This is a genomic window from Oceanicoccus sagamiensis (assembly GCF_002117105.1).
GTDB lineage: Bacteria > Pseudomonadota > Gammaproteobacteria > Pseudomonadales > Dasaniaceae > Oceanicoccus > Oceanicoccus sagamiensis.
The window spans coordinates 1,559,055-1,576,499 of the sequence record NZ_CP019343.1; the positions used below are offsets into that span (position 1 = coordinate 1,559,055).

Annotated in this window: 15 protein-coding genes; 1 reads left to right on the forward strand and 14 read right to left on the reverse strand. The window is 46.4% G+C overall.

Annotated elements, in window-relative coordinates; all coding sequences use genetic code 11:
• Positions 1-10: 10 nt before the first annotated feature.
• The 4 genes from rfbC to msbA all read right to left on the reverse strand — a co-directional run bounded on the left by rfbC (position 11) and on the right by msbA (position 4,485).
• Entirely contained in the window at positions 11-553 is a 543-nt protein-coding gene (gene rfbC, locus BST96_RS07005) for a dTDP-4-dehydrorhamnose 3,5-epimerase (RefSeq protein WP_085758011.1), read from the reverse strand.
• On the reverse strand, positions 553-1,428 hold the full coding sequence (rfbA, locus tag BST96_RS07010) for a glucose-1-phosphate thymidylyltransferase RfbA (protein WP_085758012.1): 876 nt from the start codon (positions 1,426-1,428) through the stop codon (positions 553-555). The genes rfbC and rfbA overlap by 1 nt, the downstream gene beginning before the upstream one ends.
• Positions 1,428-2,507, reverse strand: a complete 1,080-nt coding sequence (gene rfbB / locus BST96_RS07015) for a dTDP-glucose 4,6-dehydratase (protein ID WP_085758013.1) — start codon at positions 2,505-2,507, stop codon at positions 1,428-1,430. The genes rfbA and rfbB overlap by 1 nt, the downstream gene beginning before the upstream one ends.
• A gap of 235 nt (positions 2,508-2,742) precedes the next feature.
• Positions 2,743-4,485, reverse strand: a complete 1,743-nt coding sequence (msbA, locus tag BST96_RS07020; protein WP_085758014.1) for a lipid A export permease/ATP-binding protein MsbA — start codon at positions 4,483-4,485, stop codon at positions 2,743-2,745.
• A gap of 196 nt (positions 4,486-4,681) precedes the next feature.
• On the opposite strand from msbA, the gene BST96_RS07025 reads away from it, so the two are divergent.
• Positions 4,682-5,740 carry a glycosyltransferase family 9 protein gene (locus tag BST96_RS07025; protein ID WP_169713942.1) on the forward strand — a complete coding sequence of 353 codons (1,059 nt, stop codon included), beginning with the start codon at positions 4,682-4,684 and terminating at the stop codon, positions 5,738-5,740.
• Here BST96_RS07025 and BST96_RS07030 read toward each other — a convergent pair.
• The 10 genes from BST96_RS07030 to glnE all read right to left on the reverse strand — a co-directional run bounded on the left by BST96_RS07030 (position 5,737) and on the right by glnE (position 17,436).
• Positions 5,737-7,227: a hypothetical protein gene (locus BST96_RS07030; RefSeq protein ID WP_085758016.1), complete on the reverse strand. Its 1,491-nt coding sequence runs from the start codon at positions 7,225-7,227 to the stop codon at positions 5,737-5,739. The genes BST96_RS07025 and BST96_RS07030 overlap by 4 nt on opposite strands.
• Before the next feature lie 19 nt (positions 7,228-7,246).
• Entirely contained in the window at positions 7,247-7,954 is a 708-nt protein-coding gene (locus BST96_RS07035; protein ID WP_085758017.1) for a sulfotransferase family 2 domain-containing protein, read from the reverse strand.
• Positions 7,954-8,790 (reverse strand): lipopolysaccharide kinase InaA family protein, encoded by an 837-nt coding sequence (locus BST96_RS07040; protein WP_085758018.1) that lies wholly within the window; start codon positions 8,788-8,790, stop codon positions 7,954-7,956. Before BST96_RS07040 ends, BST96_RS07035 begins: the two co-directional genes overlap by 1 nt.
• A gap of 21 nt (positions 8,791-8,811) precedes the next feature.
• Positions 8,812-9,558, reverse strand: a complete 747-nt coding sequence (locus tag BST96_RS07045; protein ID WP_085758019.1) for a sulfotransferase family protein — start codon at positions 9,556-9,558, stop codon at positions 8,812-8,814.
• 19 nt (positions 9,559-9,577) lie between these two features.
• Positions 9,578-10,402: a lipopolysaccharide core heptose(I) kinase RfaP gene (gene rfaP / locus BST96_RS07050; RefSeq protein ID WP_085758020.1), complete on the reverse strand. Its 825-nt coding sequence runs from the start codon at positions 10,400-10,402 to the stop codon at positions 9,578-9,580.
• Positions 10,393-11,520 carry a glycosyltransferase family 4 protein gene (locus tag BST96_RS07055; protein WP_085758021.1) on the reverse strand — a complete coding sequence of 376 codons (1,128 nt, stop codon included), beginning with the start codon at positions 11,518-11,520 and terminating at the stop codon, positions 10,393-10,395. The genes rfaP and BST96_RS07055 overlap by 10 nt, the downstream gene beginning before the upstream one ends.
• Positions 11,520-12,452, reverse strand: a complete 933-nt coding sequence (gene lpxL / locus BST96_RS07060) for an LpxL/LpxP family Kdo(2)-lipid IV(A) lauroyl/palmitoleoyl acyltransferase (RefSeq protein WP_085758022.1) — start codon at positions 12,450-12,452, stop codon at positions 11,520-11,522. Before lpxL ends, BST96_RS07055 begins: the two co-directional genes overlap by 1 nt.
• Positions 12,449-13,483, reverse strand: a complete 1,035-nt coding sequence (gene waaF, locus BST96_RS07065; RefSeq protein WP_085758023.1) for a lipopolysaccharide heptosyltransferase II — start codon at positions 13,481-13,483, stop codon at positions 12,449-12,451. The genes lpxL and waaF overlap by 4 nt, the downstream gene beginning before the upstream one ends.
• Before the next feature lie 10 nt (positions 13,484-13,493).
• Positions 13,494-14,423, reverse strand: coding sequence for a branched-chain amino acid transaminase (locus tag BST96_RS07070; RefSeq protein ID WP_085758024.1), 930 nt, complete (start codon positions 14,421-14,423; stop codon positions 13,494-13,496).
• A 103-nt stretch (positions 14,424-14,526) separates the two neighbouring features.
• Positions 14,527-17,436, reverse strand: coding sequence for a bifunctional [glutamate--ammonia ligase]-adenylyl-L-tyrosine phosphorylase/[glutamate--ammonia-ligase] adenylyltransferase (gene glnE / locus BST96_RS07075; protein WP_085758025.1), 2,910 nt, complete (start codon positions 17,434-17,436; stop codon positions 14,527-14,529).
• Positions 17,437-17,445: the final 9 nt, after the last annotated feature.

The following is a 17,445-nucleotide window of genomic DNA, read 5'->3' on the forward strand; positions in this document are numbered from 1 at the left end:
GCATTACGAGTCACGCATACACCTCTGCATCCACTAGTAATTTTGCTGTTTTATCTTTTTCCGAAAGCTCAGGCTCAATGTCAATTGGCCAATCTATATTTAAAGCAGGATCATTCCATAATAACGAACGCTCATATTCTGGCGTATAATACTCTGTGCATTTATAAACGAACTCTGCCATATCACTTAACACAACAAAGCCATGCGCAAAACCAGGAGGGACCCAGAAAATACGTTTATTTTTGGCGGACAAATTTACCCCCACATGCTGACCAAACGTCGGGGAGCTTTTACGAAGATCAACGGCAACGTCATAAACCTCACCTTTAATAACCCTGACCAATTTGCCCTGCGGCTTTTTTACTTGATAGTGCAGCCCCCTCAATACCCCTTTCGATGAAGAGCTATGATTGTCCTGCACAAATTGCACATCTAGGCCCAACTCCTCAAAATAGGACTGACGAAAGGTCTCGATAAAGAAACCCCTCTCATCCCCAAACACCTGAGGTTCAAAAATTTTTAAATCCGGAATAGTAGTCTCTATTATATTCATCAATATAATTTCTCATTCAACACACTAATTAGGTATTCACCATAGCCACTTTTTCGCAAAGGCTCAGCCAAGGCTTTAAGCTGATCTGCAGTAATGTACCCCATCCGAAAGGCAATCTCCTCAGGGCATGCAACCTTTAGCCCCTGGCGTTTTTCTATAGTCTGAACAAACTGACTAGCCGATAGCAGGTTGTCGATAGTTCCGGTATCAAGCCATGCCGCACCGCGGCCCAGTAACTCGACATCCAGCTCACCCATTTCCAGATATTTTTTATTAATATCCGTAATTTCTAACTCACCACGGGGAGAAGGCTTAACATTTTTAGCGATATCGACAACCCGGTTATCGTAAAAATATAAACCTGTCACCGCATAATTAGATTTCGGCTCCACCGGTTTTTCTTCGATGGATAGCACTCGGCCATCAGGATCAAATTCTACCACGCCGTAGGCTTTGGCATCATTGACATGATAACCAAATACTGTGGCGCCCTGTTCTTTTGTCGCTGCCGCCTCCAGAGATTTCTGCAAGCTATGAGAATAAAAAATATTGTCGCCTAACACCAAGGCCACACTATCTTTTCCAATAAATTCTTCGCCGATAATAAAGGCTTGAGCCAAACCATCAGGCGATGGTTGCACAGCATAGTCAATCTGCAGGCCCAGTTCTTCACCAGAGCCCAACAGCTCTTTAAACGCAGGTAAATCCCTTGGTGTTGAGATAATCAAAAACTCTTTAATTCCCGCCAGCATCAAAGTACTTAGCGGATAATAAATCATCGGCTTATCGTAAATTGGAATAATTTGTTTACTGACAGATTTGGTCAATGGATAGAGCCGAGTGCCCGAGCCTCCCGCTAAGATTATCCCCTTCATTATGCCTCTCCCCCAATCCTATCAAGCTTGTAGCTACCATCTATAACTGCCTGCCACCATCCCTGATTATTTAAATACCATTCAACGGTTTTTCTTATCCCCGTCTCAAAACTTTCTTCTGGCACCCAACCCAAGTCGTGTTGAATTTTTGAAGCGTCAATTGCATAACGAATATCATGGCCAGGTCGATCGGCAACATATTCGATTAAGCCCTCAAAACCACTGGCATTACCACTCGCCACGGAGTGTGGGTTGTCGGCAGCAAGGTCCTCTAATATGGCGCAAATACACTTAACTACTTCAAGATTAGTTTTTTCGTTATGCCCACCAATATTATAAGTTTCACCATTAACACCTTCGACAAACACCTTATATAACGCTTTGGCATGGTCGGTCACATACAACCAGTCTCGGATTTGGGAGCCGTCGCCATAAATAGGTAGAGGCCGACCTTGCAGCGCATTGAGAACCACATGGGGAATCAGCTTTTCGGGGAAGTGGTAGGGACCGTAGTTATTGGAACAATTAGTGACTCTCACTGGAAAACCGTAAGTGCGCTCCCAAGCTCTAACCAAATGATCTGAACCGGCCTTGGATGCCGAATATGGGGAGCTGGGGTCATAAGGAGTCTGCTCAGTAAACAGCGCCCCCGTATCCGCAAGATCACCATAAACCTCATCGGTAGAAATATGATGAAAACAAAAGGCCTCTTTTTTCGAAGCATCAAGCCCTTGCCAATAGGCCCTGGCAGCTTCAAGTAAAGTATATGTACCAACAATATTGGTTTGTATAAAAGCACCCGGGCCATCAATCGACCGATCGACATGGGACTCAGCGGCCAGATGCATAACTCCATCTGGCTGATGGTCTTCAAATACAGATGTTAACGCCTGCGGGTCACAAATATCGACCTGACAAAAACTATAACGCTCGGACGGCAGAACCTCATCCAATGATGACAGGTTGCCCGCATAGGTTAATTTATCGACATTAACAACACTACTTGAGGTGTCTTTTAGGATATGACGTATAACAGCGCTACCGATAAATCCGGCACCACCTGTGACTAAAATTTTCAACCTTTCTTCCTTATTTGACTATTTATCGGCCATAAACGCTCCGAATATTTCCACTTCGGCGCGACTTACAATGAAATAATTTTCCAATACGCTCAATAACGCCTGTATTTTATTAATATTGGCCATTAAAACTGGCGTACAAAATTGCTTAGTTAAGCCCGTAGGCTGCACTAAAATTCCAAGCAATTACAGATAGATATAGGCATCAGAATCATACTAAAAAATAGGCCTTTAATCACTTAAAGTCCGCTGACTGAAGCATCGAGTAATAGCCTGACTTGGCCAACAGGTCCTCATGCTTACCCTGCTCTACAATCCTCCCTTGATCCATCACTACTATCCGGTCAGCCCTCTCTATAGTGGACAGGCGATGAGCGATAACAATGGTCGTTCTACCTTTCATCACATTTTCTAACGCTTTTTGTATGCTGCGCTCAGATTCAGTATCAAGCGCCGATGTCGCCTCATCTAATATTAAAATAGGCGCGTCCTTCAATAGGGCTCTGGCAATTGACAGGCGCTGTCTTTGCCCCCCCGAGAGCCGTGTTCCGTCCTCACCAACAACCGTATTCATACCTTCAGGCAGGTCATTGATAAACTCCAGTGCTGAGGCATCCCTAGCCGCCACCTCGATAGCCGCCATATCAGCATTGGCAAGCTGGCCATAACCGATATTGCTGGCAACGGTGTCATTAAAAAGCACCACCTGCTGGTTCACCAGAGCCATTTGCTCACGCAGGCTATCCATTTGAAAATCGGGCAATTGTAAACCATCCAGCAGGATTTTACCGCTGTCAATTTCATAGAAACGCATCAGCAATGCGGCCAATGTTGACTTGCCGCTGCCGGACCGGCCCACCAGGGCAACGGTCTCCCCCGGGGCTATCGTTAAATTAATATCCTGCAAAACGGGCTTGCCTGACTCATAGCTAAAACAAACCTCTGAAAACTCAATAGCACCACTCACACGGCCCACCGTTTTCTTACCTGCATCCTCTTCGGCGGCCGTATCCAGCAAATCGAAGATGGACTCTGAAGCGGCAATACCTCGCTGAATAGAAGAATTGACTTCGCTTAACTGGCGTACAGGCTTGGCTAATAAACCAGCGGCGACCACATAGGCGACCAGCTCGCCGGCCGACGTTTCAGAGGCCATATACAGCACTAAAAACATCAGGGCGGCGATGGCCAGTGAGAGTAAAAAGGTAAATACCGGTGTTTGGATAGCCGCTATGCGACTAAACTTTAGACCCTGCCGAGTATTGCTATTACTAGCGTCATGGAAACGCTGTTTTTCATAATCCTCCCCACCATAGCTACGCACCAGGCGGTAGCCCTGAATAGCCTCGTTAGAAACATGGGTCACCTTGCCCATAGAGGACTGCATTTTTTCACTCATGCGCCGGAACAATTTGCTGGTATAAACGATAAGGCCTGCCAGCACCGGGGTCACCAACAAAAATATCAGGGTTAATTGCCAGTTTTGGTACAGCAGGTAAGCGAGCAAAGCGATAACCGTAAGCCCCTCCCGAAAGAGCACCTTTATGGCATTAGTTGCTGCATTGGTGACCTGATTGACGTTATAGGTGATCATTGAAACCAGTTCGCCCGAGTTCTTTTGGTCATGAAACGTACTGGGCAAGACCATCATATGGTCAAACATTTGCTTGCGCAGGTCATTCACGACATTAAGTGATACCCGCGACATAAAGTAATTGCCCAGGAAAAAACCCACACCCCGAACCACGCTAATTGCAATAACCGCCAGGGGGATAAAGGTCACCAGGTCGGCATCCTTGCTCTCCAGGCCATCGACAAAGTATTTCATCATATGGGCCAGTGCACTTTGGGTACCTGCATAAGCCGCGAAGCCCAACAGGCTAATCAGGAAGTAGTGCCAATAACGGGCACTATAGGCCAGCAACCGGTTATATATTGACCAGCCGCTAGCGTCTTTATCTGTTGACGAATTTGCCATTTAGAATGATAACCACAAGCTTTATCGATGCCATTAAAGGCAAAAGGCGCCATTATACGGCATTCTGTAACAATTGATCACTGAAATAGCCTGCTCTGGGCAATTTAAATAGCCTGATTATGTCGGTATGATTGCTGTTTGCTTATCAAAGCTGCCATTTAGCAGGCTCAACAATCCTGGAGACTACCCCCCCACCATGAATCAGGCCCCAGCAGCTAATTTTTCCAATGTATTGGTGGTGATGACCGATCGCCATATTGGCAACCTGTTAGTTAGCCTCTACGCCATAAAGGCCGCGCATCAAGCCCTATCGCCCCAACAATCAATGGTCTGTGTTATTGATTTCCACCTACTATCACTGGCCAGGTACTATTTACCAGAGGTTGAGTTTATCCCCTGCAATATCAGGGGCGCCAAGCTGTCACTATGGAAAAAGGCCAGCCTCTTTGCTCGCCTGTTTATTCAGTTACGACGTCGCCATATCGATACTGCCGTTGACCTCTATGGTCATGGCGAGTCCTATACCATTGCCAAGCTATCAGGCGCCCGATTTATATCTGCTTTTTATAGCCGCCCCAAACTGAAGAGCAAGTATCACTGGTGTGACAAAGACAGCAACTTAAAACCTCAGCATCAGGTGGATTATTATTTACTACCGTTTACTCCTCTGCTGGGCCAACTTGAGGCCGCTACACTTAAGGCACCTCAACACGCAGCAACCATGAACGAAGTAAAGCGTAAACTGCAGCAATTAAACGTGGATAGCGACCGGGCTTTAGTCGTTATTCATCCAGGGGCAGGCAAAGAGTACAAGCTTTGGCCAAGTGAACACTGGCAGCAACTCATATCAAGACTTGAAAAAGATAATAAGCAGGTTCTACTGATCGGCGCAGGAATAGATAAGCCGGAAGTTGATGCCATTATGGCAAGCAAAGACATTTCACCGATTAATGGCTTTCAGGTGTTTAGCCTAATAGAAACGATTCATTTGGGCTTTATCAGCGAATGCATGATAGGCAATGACTCCGGGCCGACCCATTTAATGGCAACGACCACGACCAGGGTTTACAGCTTGTTTGGCCCTACCGACGATAGCCTATGGTCACCATTGTCTACGAATAGCCAGATTCTTCGCTCTGACATTCCCTGCCTGGAAGCTTGTAGCAAACAAATATGTGGCAGGGATATTAGCTGCCTGCAATCACTATCCCCTGATGTTGTTTACAGTAAAATTTATACTAACAACAAGCACTAAGTCTCACCAGATAGACAGTATTCGTTTTTTGCAGTGTAAACACTGATTAAACGGCTGCGATGTTTCTTTTGGTATACCAGACAATTACTATCAGAGATTTCCAGCTCTTGGGAGACCTTTCCATAATAGACAACGGCCACTTCCGGTTTAAGTGGCTTTTTAAGGTTGGCGGGAAGGAGATAAAGTCTGTTCTTAAATTTCATCGCAGAATTAAAGTCCACACCATTGATCAGCGATATCTGTAAGGTATTGGATTGTACCTGGCTACCTTCAAGGCCCATTGTCTCAACAAAACCTTGCGCCTCCAGCAGATAACGCTTGCTGCCTGAGGGGGCATCCATAACCTTAACCAGTGATACAGCAATAAACAAAACCAATACGGCCCTAGCTAAACGGGCCCTACGAGCACTGGCCGACAGTACCAGAACAATAGCAACGGTCGTCAGCAGATAGGTTAGCGGCAGATTATATCTGAAAACTAAAAAACTACGGCTAAATAGAAAAGCCAGACAATAAAATACAACGGTAAGAGCATAGACCGCTAATAAAATCTTAGCAGGGTTAAACTGAACTTTGCCGATGTAGAAGTAAGCTAATAAATAGATAGAGATTGAGTTCAATAGATAAATAATATAGCTGAAAAAAAACAAACCAAATAATGAAGCCCCACTATAATCATGCCAGTGTTTTGGCAATAATTGGCTCTCCAAAATCTCTTGCTGATTAGAAAAATGGGCGGCCATATCAGGGAATTTCCTCAGAAAATGGCCAGCAAAATCTACGCTAGAGATGTTACTTAATACGAGAAGGGAAATAGCCAGTAAAATCAGTGCTATTGTGGCTGCAATCATACTCATTGCATATTCTTTAGTTAGCACCGTAATTGCCGCAAAGCCTACAACAAGCAATAAAAAAGCCTCTATACGAAATAAGGCTGCCAATATAAATGATACGAAAAATAGCAAAAGAGAGGCTGTATTCTTTTTATCCAGAAACACCAGGCTAAAATAAACACCCGCCATCACACATAGGATATAACCCTGGTCTCGCATTAAGTAATTGCGGAAATTATGAAAGCTAATCGAGATGATAAATAGAACCAGAACCCAAAACAGCCTCGGTTTTTGAAGATGAAAAGCCTTGCATATTTTATATAAAAAATAGATCTGGCCAGTTTGTAACAGGAAATTTAAAACCCACCCACTAATGACCAGATTATTAAAAAAAAGCATATCGACATAGGCAACAACGATTGAATAATACGCCCATTCATAGGTTTGGAATGCTGCCATCGCCCCTTGGTCAATAAAATTTTTGGCGGCGTAAAGATATAGTGCGCCATCATCATTAACTGCCCAGCCGTATTGCCATAAACGCAACACAAAAGTCACCGCTAATAAAACAGCAAAAAAGGCCGTCAATCTGGCCCCTGAAGTATTAAGAAAACGTTCTACTTGCTGCAATCGGTATGTAACAACATCAAACATAAACCGGCCTAATCCCCACTTATTTTATTTCTCTTATTTTATAATCAAAAGCGACAAAGTCTTCACGGTAATAATCTTCTACTATCGCCTTAGACTCAGCGCAGTAATACTCATTGAGCCGATAAAAACGTGCCCGATTCAAATTGGGCAAGGTGGCAACGACACTAAACTCTTTGGCTAACCGGGTAAAGTCAGCCTCAAGGTCTTCGTAGCGCCCCACAAAGTCCATTTTCATACCATCCAACCACCGCACCTGCGGATTACACTGACTCAGGCCCGAATAGTTATAAAGGCCAATGGGTTCAATCTCGGTGTTTTTTAATAACTGGCAAAATTCAAGAAAGGTTGTATTTCCGCCTATTCGCTCATCCTTAAGAAAGTAATGGTATAAGGAAACCACCCGCTCATAGGGGTCACGGACAAAACAAAACTTAAACGCCGTCTGGTCAAACTCATCACTGACATGGCCATTAGAGCGCAAAGCCTGATAGTCGATATGCGCAAATGACACCCTGCCCTTTTGCTTGAAATGACTAGTCAACTCCGGCATACGCTTAAGCTTTAAAAAACCCGCCTCTCTACGAAGGACATCAAAGGTACTGGTACCCGCATTTTTAGGTATCCAGATAAATACCGCATTGGCCGGACCATGGCTTGGGGACAGATAATTTTTGACGCGGTAAAAGCGCACCATAACTTTTTTGATAAATCTTCGGAAAATATTCATTAAGCATTCAACTCAATATAAGCAGGCTCTCGGCCATACTTTATCTTATGGTTATGTTGAAACTTCTTCACTAAAGTTTCAATTTTCCAAATTATTAGCTGCTCACCCGATTGTGCCAAGGCTTTGTAATCGGCGATTAGCTTTTTATAATTAATATCCAATTCGTTTATTTCCGATAAACCGACAATAAATCGGGCAATATCCCGCTCAGGTGTTCTCTTTTTTGATATCTTGCCTACGCCATCAAGGTCTACAAAATAAACGTCAACCCCCTTACACAAGAAATTGCTCAGCTTGGTATCACCATGGCAATAACCAGCCCCGTGCAGAGACGAAAGCTGTGAAATAATGCTGTCTATCCAGCTCGTTATCAGCGTCTGTTCTGAATCCCCGCCCCTCAAAGCGCCTTCTAATGTCTCTACACCATCAATATATTCACTAAAATGGTATGAGCGAAATGTTTGCCCATTATATTCATTGAGATAGCCTATCGAGCTCGGTGTTTGCAGACCGCAATTCAATAAGGTTTTCACCCTGCGGTGAGAACGCTCGGCCTTACTTGAAAACATCATCCTGGTCATCCAAGCCAAAAAACCATTTTCCCGATACATTTTGGTGAACACTTTGTTTCCATCAGCCAGGCTGCCAATAAAAACCTGTCTTGATGATTCTTCTTTCAGCAGGTCAATACCGTCAAAGACAGGCATAACTCCGCCAGCCAATTTTTCCAGCAGCAAATCATAGCCATCAAGCAAGGCACCTCTTAACAACGAGCCGTCGCTACACTGGAGATCCAGCTTGGTGTATAAAGCCGGTTCGTTGTTAAAGACATTCATTGTCAAAACATTAACCCTAATTTACTTGAGTGACGCTATTAATGCCTCTACATCATCCCCATAGCCAAAGTTTTCAATATCTTCTTGATAACGTTCAGCTGCCATTTGCGCAGACTTCAACGTATAGATGGTCTTGCTTTTAGATTTTGTTGATTTATTTTTATGGGGCAGTTCTGGCAAACCAAACCGCGCGGCCAGCTCAGACCAGTCCTCTGACATTTTTTCAAATCGACCAATAAAGTCCGGGATAACCTGGCCATTGTTGCAAAGAAAATAAGACTGGGCTCTCAAGTGGCGGTCAATTTTTTCATCGGGTATTTCAGCGACACGCTCAACAAAGTCCTCAAAGCTCATATCCAGATTAATATCCAGATTCCAGAATATATTTTTACTCTTACCGGCATTTCGTACATCTAAAATTTTATCGGTATAGCTTGATACCAAGCGGTCTAAAGGATTTCTTACAAAAGCGAAGGTAAAAGGCGGTTTGTTAGACGCCATAAAATCTTTTACTTTGAGGTGCTGCGCATATTGATCGGCGTACTGGCGTACCAGTTTGGGTGTCACCTCATCGACATCCCCTGTACCCAAGGTAGCATGCAGATGCCGTGATAAAGTCAGCTCAATAGAGGTCGATGCCACTTTGGTCACTTTGATATAGGCAATATCGGGCTCGGGTAAGCGCCAAATTTTAGGGCGATGCCTTGAAACCTTATAATTTCTCAACCACTTTCGGAACATCCCCGGATTGGGGCCATAATCTTTCATAGATCTAGTTACTCAATATTTATTTAATCAGTACCGGGGTACGCTTAAAATCTCTCCGATAAAGATTGACCGCTCGGCGTTCTACAGCGCTCAAAAAATCGCCATTATTATTAAAAATGTCTCGCAGTGGCATTTGATAGTAACCACGTAAAAAACGGTAAACATCACCTTTTGTCAGGCCAATATCCAAGGCTGAGAAATAGATGCTACCCACATCCTTGACCAACCAGCGACGGGGCACCTGTGACCGAATTTGTGCACGGTGTAAATCGACAACAAATAAACGTATAGCCTCGGCCTGCTGGGCCTGTTGACCAGAGGCAATATCCAGCAAAAAGTGGCATATATAGAGGTCGCGGTGGTTTATCCCGTTACTGTGCATGATTCTGGATATTTCAGCAACTTTTTCAATCAGTGCTTTCTTATGCAAAAACGCCGGCGGCTGCTCCGGCCAACGCTCTGCATATTTCGCCAGGCTTATTGTTTGGGTCAACTCTTCGGTCATAACAAAGGAGGTTTGACTGGCCGGATTAAAGCCTTTTTTGCCAAAAGCAACGGCATTAAGGGTATCCAGGCCAAGATCATGAAACCGGTTAATGGCCAGCCATTCATTGCTGGCACCAGTAACTGGCAGCCTCAGCTGTAGCAGGTTTTTGATCACTTCCTTCCAACCAATACCTTCATGCAGCTTGACGTAAAAACCCTGATTATCGATCTCAAAACGCTGGGTGGTGCGCCCTTCTTTAGACCTGACGACCAGGCCTTTAATCGCTTTTATTTTCTCAAATGGGTCCGCAGCCCCCAGCCAGCTGCGCACACGCTCAGAACGGATAGTCACTGACATAATTCTGCCCCTATAGCTTCTATCTTCTCAGCAATTCTTAGCGGCCGAGAGTAGATATCTGCCGATTGAGCAAAAGCTAAACACCGTTTACGCCAGTCAGTGTCACTGGCCAATAGTGTTGCCAATTGCTCATTCATAACACTCTGCTTAAAGGGCTCTGGTGTCACTGCACCCAAATTATTATCGCGAATATAAAAAGCATAGCCACACACACCGCTACACAACACCGGCAGGCCCGCTACAACCGCTTCCAGCAATACGTTACCGGTGTTTTCCAGATAGGCTGGATGGGCCAGGCAATCGGAGGCAAACAGCAGTTCTGGCACATCATCTCTCTGGCCTACAAAAATAATATGATCACGAATACCTAATTTAACGGCCTGTGCTTCATAGTCTTTCATCCGCTTATCCCGACCGATAACCAGCACTCTGGTTTTTTCCAGTGTATCCGCAGGCAGGGCTGCAACGGCCTTTAATAATCTATCCAGACCTTTTCTTTTATAGTCTGAGCCAAGAAAGGCAATAACCTTTTCATCACTAGCAATCGCCAATTGCTGCCTAAGCTTTGCAGCTTTTAAGTCGCTGTCTTCGCTGCGCACCCTCGTCCGGCTAATGCCGGGGGGCATTAAGTGCATACGATGGTCGGGCGTTTCATAGTAGTGATTAAACGCTTTTCCCTGATCGGCTGATAATAATAAAATCTCTGTGTGCGAGGTCTTGGAAAATACCGCCCGCTCATAGCGGATAGACCAACAACTGCGGGGGCTTAAACGATAGAGCCAATTTTTTTCTTCATAGGCCTTGGCTGCAAAGCAGGTATCAGCGCAATAATAGATATCCAAACCGGGCATTTTATTAAAGCCAACAACCACATCCACTGGGTTTTGTTGCAGGCAGCTACTCAGTAACTGGTAGAACTGCTTATTGCGGCCATGGTTGGTAGATGCCTTTACGGGTAGCAATGTTAGCTGCAAGTCGCTGGGGCAATCCCCTTCCCACTCACCGGTATAGACAGTAATGTCATGATCTCGCTTAAGTAATTCTTCAGCAATCGCCAAAAAATTTCTTTGCAAGCCACCATAGGGAAAATACTTGAATAAGCACAGGGCAATCTTCATTAGCAACCCGCCGCTTTATACAGTTTTTGGTTGCCATCAGGCTGGGTTTTAAACCGTTTGTGTACCCACATATATTGTTCTGGCGCTTTGCGGATAGCTGTTTCTAAAACCTGATTAACTATTAATGCATCGTTAGTTTCATCACCAGAGGGAAAATCCGGTACCGCGCTACATTCTATGGTGTAGCCGGAATTATCTTTGTTACGGTAATGGGCCAACATCAAAATAGGTGAGTTATTTAAGCGCACCATTTTTGACGTTGCCACGATGGTTGCCGCAGGCTGGCCAAAGAAGGGAACAAACACGGCACCTTTGCTACCAAAATCCTGATCGGGAGCATACCAAATACAGCGATTTTTTCTCATATCACGCAGTAGTTCACGAAATTTTTTCCGGTCGACCACTTTAGTAAACCGGCTGCGTTTTTTACAAATCCAATAATCCATCAGCGGATTATTGTGGGGGCGATAGACACAATCAAACGCCTGGCCGTAAAAAGAAAATAATAAGCCCCCCAAGTCCAGGGTACTAAAATGCCCCCCTAATAAAACGACACCTTTTTCTTGCTTAAGGGCTTGTTCTAATAATTCAAAACCGACAAAGGTGGTTCTTTTTTCGATGCTTTGCGGATTACCCCAGTAGGCCCAGGCAGTTTCTATAAGACCAATGGCGTTAGCCTTAAACACATCTTTTACTAACCGGGTTTGTTCCTGGGCAGATAATTCTTTAAAACACAGAGCAATATTGACTTCTGTAACCCGTCGGCGTTTGGTTGCCAATCGATATAACAAAGAACCCAGCCAGCTACCAACCGCCAAACCGAGCTGAAAAGGTAATAAAGCGACCAGCCGCATCACAGCTAACACCAGCCAGGTTGGCCAAAAGGCTGGCGCCAAAAAATCTGTCCACTGTGGGTCAGCTGGGCGGTTCATAACAAGGTATCCAGCGCCGTTATCACTCGCTGCGGTGTTAAGTCTTTTAAGCAGTGCATGGGATTATCATTAAGCGGGCACTCACGTTTAAAACAGGGGCCACAGTCTACCGCTATTTTTTCTACCGCCACATTATCACTCAATGGTGGTGTAAAGTCCGGGGAGGTAGAGCCGTAAACCACCACCATCGGCCGGGCTAAAGCTGCGGCTATATGCATTAGGCCCGAGTCATTACTGACCACTGCCGATGCGACAGAAAGTATATCAACAGCCTCGGCCAATGCCGTTTCCCCGGCCAAATTAATACAGGCCGATTGCTGCGCATCTGGCAACAACGCAATAATTGATTCGGTGACGGCGATATCATTGGCAGAACCAAATAACGCCACCTGCCAGCCACGCTCAATAAAGGCGGCTGCAACAGCAGCGTAATGGTTTTCCGGCCAGCGCTTGGCGGGGCCAAACTCTGCCCCGGGGCACAAGGCAATAAAGGGCTGTTGGTTAAAGCCATAATGTTTTAGCAAAGCGTCTGCGCGTGTAGCATCAACCACTAAAGAGGGTCTGGGTAGATCGTCGGGTAACGGGGTGAAGGGCTGATGGGCCAAGGCAACAAAACGCTGCACCATTAACGGATAAGCCGATTTTTTTAGCAAGCGAATATCGTTTAACAAACCATAACGCATTTCCCCCCGCCAGCCGGTGCGCTCGGGAATTTTTGCCAGCCAGGGAATAAGTGCTGACTTTAACGAGTTGGGTAATAAAATGGCCTGATCGTATTGCTCTGCTTGCAGGGCGTTAGCCACTTCAACACGCAGCCCCAGGTTTAACTTGCCATGGCCCACTGGCATGGCAATACCCTTGCGGACTTCTGGCATACGCTCAAGAATAGGCAGGCTCCATGCGGGCGCCAGCACATCAATATGGCCTTCGGGGTGTTGTTGTTTCAGGGCAATAAATAACGATTGCGCCATCACCATATCGCCGACCCAGGATGGGCCAACGATAAGGATTTTTTTTGCGGCTAAAGCCATAAGACTTTTTCTATTTAGCGACGGGAGCTAACCAATCCAGATTTTGCTCACGACGGCCCTTAACGGCATCAAAGTACATGGTTTGTAGTTTTTCGGTAATAGGGCCACGGCCACCGTTACCAATGATACGACCATCCAATTCACGAATCGGTAATACTTCTGCGGCAGTACCCGTAAAAAACGCTTCATCGGCAACATAGACTTCATCGCGGGTAATGCGCTTCTCTTTAATGTCATAACCCAGCTCAGCGGCCAGGGTAAAGATTGTGGTACGGGTAATACCATCCAAACAACTGGTTAATTCCGGCGTATAAATCACATCATTGCGAACGACAAAAATATTTTCACCACTGCCTTCGGCAACATAGCCTTCATTATCCAATAACAAGGCTTCTTCACAACCACTATCCAGCGCTTCTTTTAACGCCAGCATGGAGTTGATGTAGTGGCCATTGGCTTTGGCTTTACACATCGAGATATTAACATGGTGGCGCGTATAAGATGAGGTGCGCACTTTAATGCCCTGCTCTTTGGCTTCTGGCGACATATAAGAGGGCCATTCCCAGGCAGCGACCATTACATGGGCTTTCAAGTTGTCGGCACGTAGCCCCATACCCTCTGAGCCATAAAAGCACATGGGGCGAAGGTAGGCTTCATCCAGATTGTTTTCACGTACCACGGCTAGCTGCGCTTCATTAATCGCTTCTTTTTCAAACGGAATAGGCAGGTTCAAAATATGCGCACTGCGAAAGAGGCGGTCAGTATGGTCCTGTAATTTAAAAATACAGGTGCCATTGTTCTGGGTGTGATAAGCGCGCACACCCTCAAACACCCCCAAACCATAATGCAGGGTGTGGGTGAGCACATGGACTTTGGCTTCGCGCCAGGGAACCATTTCACCGTCTAACCAGATAACGCCATCGCGGTCGGCCATGGACATAGAGCTTACTCCTTACAACAAATCGTCTTGCTATTAATTCTTCTTTCTATATAGCTACTGACTCATAACTATTAGACTCATAACTACCCTAAGCATGGCTTACTCAGCCAATCACTTGCAGCCATTTGGTCACCACCGCAGCACGGTGCTGGGCAAAATCCGCCAATGGCACTTCGCTGGCCTGCTGCTGCAAGCTCAAGCGGTGTGCGTGGGCGCGGTATGCCTTGTAAGCTTCCGTTAGTGCCTCCGCCTCAGCGATGGAAAATAACCCTGCTTGTTGTAGGGCTTCCAGTATCCGGATGTTGTCCGTAAATACCGCTAATGCGGGGTGTTGGTGTGACCAGGCCAGAACCGCGTATTGCACCATAAATTCGATATCAACGATAGCTCCAGTGCCATGTTTGAGGTGAAAAATTGGCGGATTGGCCTGTTCCAGCCCCTTTGGCAGCAAATGATCGCGCATCTTCTGTCTCATAGCGCCCACTTGCTCTTTTAAATTGCCTTCATCCCGTGGCTGGCAGAGCAGCTGTTGGCGCAGTGTTTCAAAGGCTTTGCCAAGCTGCTGATCGCCTGCCACCACCCTTGCCCGCACCAAAGCCTGGTGCTCCCAGGTCCAGGCATCCCCCTTCTGGTAGGCCGCAAACGCGGTCAGGGAAGACACCAGCAACCCCGATGAGCCTGAGGGTCGCAGGCGCATATCCACCTCATAAAGCATACCGGCGGGGGTTCGGGCTGTCATAATATGGATCATCCGCTGGCCCAGACGGGTGAAAAACAGGCTGTTATCGATCGGCCGATCACCATCGGTGGTAAGGCCTGCGGCGGCATTATGGATAAAAACCAGGTCTAAATCTGAGTCATGGCCCAGCTCAATGCCCCCAAGCTTGCCATAGGCCACGATAATAAAGTCCTTATCGCAGGCAATGCCAACCGCTTTTTGTGGCCGACCATGTTTGGCCACCAGGTTGTACCAGGCCAGCTCCAGGACATGTTCCAGTACGACTTCGGCAATGAAAGTTAGGTAGTCGCTCACCTTCATTAAGGGCAGCTTGCCCGTCACCTCAGCGGCGGAAATCTGTAGTTGGTGGGCTTGCTTAAAATATCGCAGGCCATCCATATGGGCTTCGAGGTCATCCCAGCCCACCCGCAGCATTTGCTGTTGCAGCTGTTGGCGTAAGGCCTCTTTTTCCGGGACCTGATAGAGCGAGCGGGTATCCAACAGTTCGTCTAATAAGACAGGCTGCTTCGCCAGCTTTTCTGCAATCAGCGGGCTGCCCGCGCAGAGGATCACCAATTGCTTTAAGGCACCGGGGTTTTCTACCAGTAATACGATATAGGCCGTGCGGCGCAATACCGATTCAACCAGAGGCATTATGCGCAGCAGCGTCGATGAGGGGCTGTCGGTATTGGCCACGGCTTGTAACAATAAAGGGATAAATTGGTCCAGACGCGCTCTGCTGACCGGCGGCATACGCCTGACAATTTTGTCATCAAGCAAGTGCTGAAGTCTTGCCAGTACGTTCTCGCTATCTTCATGCCCCGCCGCCGTTAAATAGCCCAGAGCCTGAGCTTCGTCACTGGCTCCCAACCAGATATCGTCCCAATGGGGTGTTTTGTTAGCAACGGCTGGCTCGGTTTGTTCCGCAATAATGTGCTGAAAATGTTGGCTGACATTGGCTCTATGTCCCGCAAGTGCTTCGCTAAATGCCTGCCACTGCTGAAAACCCAATGCCATGGCCAGCGCAGCCCGTGGCCAATCATCTACCGGCAAGGTCTGGGTTTGCTGATCGTTAAACGCTTGCATGGCATGTTCGGTATTGCGTAAAAAAATATAGGCGGCCTGTAACTCGGCCACGGCTTCGGCGGGCAAATAATTTTTTTCTGCGAGGGTGTTCAATACGGTTTGCAGACGACGCTCTTGCAGTTCTCTCTCCCTGCCTCCGCGAATTAATTGAAAACTCTGAGCAATAAACTCTACCTCACGAATACCGCCGGCACCCAGCTTGATATCACTGTCTAAGCGCCGTCGCTTAAGTTCTTGCCGAATCATTTTTTTCATCGCCCGCAAGGCCTCAAAGGCAGAGAAGTCAATATAACGACGATAAGTAAACGCTCGCAATAAGGTGGTTAACTGTGCCGATGCCTGCGGTTCACCGGCGACGACTCTTGCCTTGACCATCGCATAGCGTTCCCAGTCCCTACCCTGGTCCTGATAGTATTGTTCCATGGCACTAAAACTTGTGACCAAGGCACCACTTTCTCCATAGGGGCGCAATCGCATATCCACCCGAAAGACAAAACCATCCACTGTTATCTGGTCTATAGATTGAATTAATTTTCTCGCTAGCCGGGTAAAAAATTCCCCATTGTCCAACGATTTTTTATCACCGTCGGTTTCACCGCGATGGGGGTAGCAAAAAATCAAATCAATATCTGACGATAAGTTTAATTCCCAGGCGCCTAGTTTTCCCATACCAATAACCAACAGGGTTTGCTCAGTTAATACGCCGTCGATGCTGGCCATGGGCCGGCCATAAATCGCTGCCAACTGTTGATGATGAAAAGCCAGTGCCTGCTGAATACTGGCTTGCGCTAATAGAGATATATCGCGGGTGGTTTCTTCAAGGTCAGCAAGACGATTAATATCGCGCCAAATAATCCTTAGCATTTCCCGGCCACGGTTAATACGCAGCAGGCTATCCAATTGTTCTTGTGTTGTGATATTGCCAAGTAGCAGGGAGAGGTTTTCGTCAATGCTCGTTTGCTGATAGGAAGCTTGCAACATCTGGCTGTCAACCAGGTCACGAAATAAGGCGGGCTTACGGCAACAAATATTGAGAGCGTACTGGCTACTGCACCAGACTCTATCAAGCTGACCGGAAAATTCTGGATCGGCTATCTGCTGTTCAAACCACGTCAGGTAATCAGGGTTTGCATCGATAAACTGCTGCCGATAATTATCAATACGCTCCGACAATAACGGTGGAAAATCTGCGGGCGCCAACACCTTCATGATTTGTTT

Bases quoted from the DNA above. Each gene is read 5' to 3' on its own strand.
- waaF (WP_085758023.1), bottom strand. From the start codon at position 13,483: ATGGCTTTAGCCGCAAAAAAAATCCTTATCGTTGGCCCATCCTGGGTC.
- lpxL (WP_085758022.1), bottom strand. From the start codon at position 12,452: ATGAACCGCCCAGCTGACCCACAGTGGACAGATTTTTTGGCGCCAGCC.
- BST96_RS07030 (WP_085758016.1), bottom strand. From the start codon at position 7,227: ATGTTTGATGTTGTTACATACCGATTGCAGCAAGTAGAACGTTTTCTT.
- BST96_RS07055 (WP_085758021.1), bottom strand. From the start codon at position 11,520: ATGAAGATTGCCCTGTGCTTATTCAAGTATTTTCCCTATGGTGGCTTG.
- BST96_RS07035 (WP_085758017.1), bottom strand. From the start codon at position 7,954: ATGAATATTTTCCGAAGATTTATCAAAAAAGTTATGGTGCGCTTTTAC.
- BST96_RS07045 (WP_085758019.1), bottom strand. From the start codon at position 9,558: ATGAAAGATTATGGCCCCAATCCGGGGATGTTCCGAAAGTGGTTGAGA.
- rfaP (WP_085758020.1), bottom strand. From the start codon at position 10,402: ATGTCAGTGACTATCCGTTCTGAGCGTGTGCGCAGCTGGCTGGGGGCT.
- BST96_RS07025 (WP_169713942.1), top strand. From the start codon at position 4,682: ATGAATCAGGCCCCAGCAGCTAATTTTTCCAATGTATTGGTGGTGATG.
- rfbC (WP_085758011.1), bottom strand. From the start codon at position 553: ATGAATATAATAGAGACTACTATTCCGGATTTAAAAATTTTTGAACCT.
- BST96_RS07070 (WP_085758024.1), bottom strand. From the start codon at position 14,423: ATGTCCATGGCCGACCGCGATGGCGTTATCTGGTTAGACGGTGAAATG.
- rfbA (WP_085758012.1), bottom strand. From the start codon at position 1,428: ATGAAGGGGATAATCTTAGCGGGAGGCTCGGGCACTCGGCTCTATCCA.
- glnE (WP_085758025.1), bottom strand. From the start codon at position 17,436: ATGAAGGTGTTGGCGCCCGCAGATTTTCCACCGTTATTGTCGGAGCGT.
- msbA (WP_085758014.1), bottom strand. From the start codon at position 4,485: ATGGCAAATTCGTCAACAGATAAAGACGCTAGCGGCTGGTCAATATAT.
- BST96_RS07040 (WP_085758018.1), bottom strand. From the start codon at position 8,790: ATGAATGTCTTTAACAACGAACCGGCTTTATACACCAAGCTGGATCTC.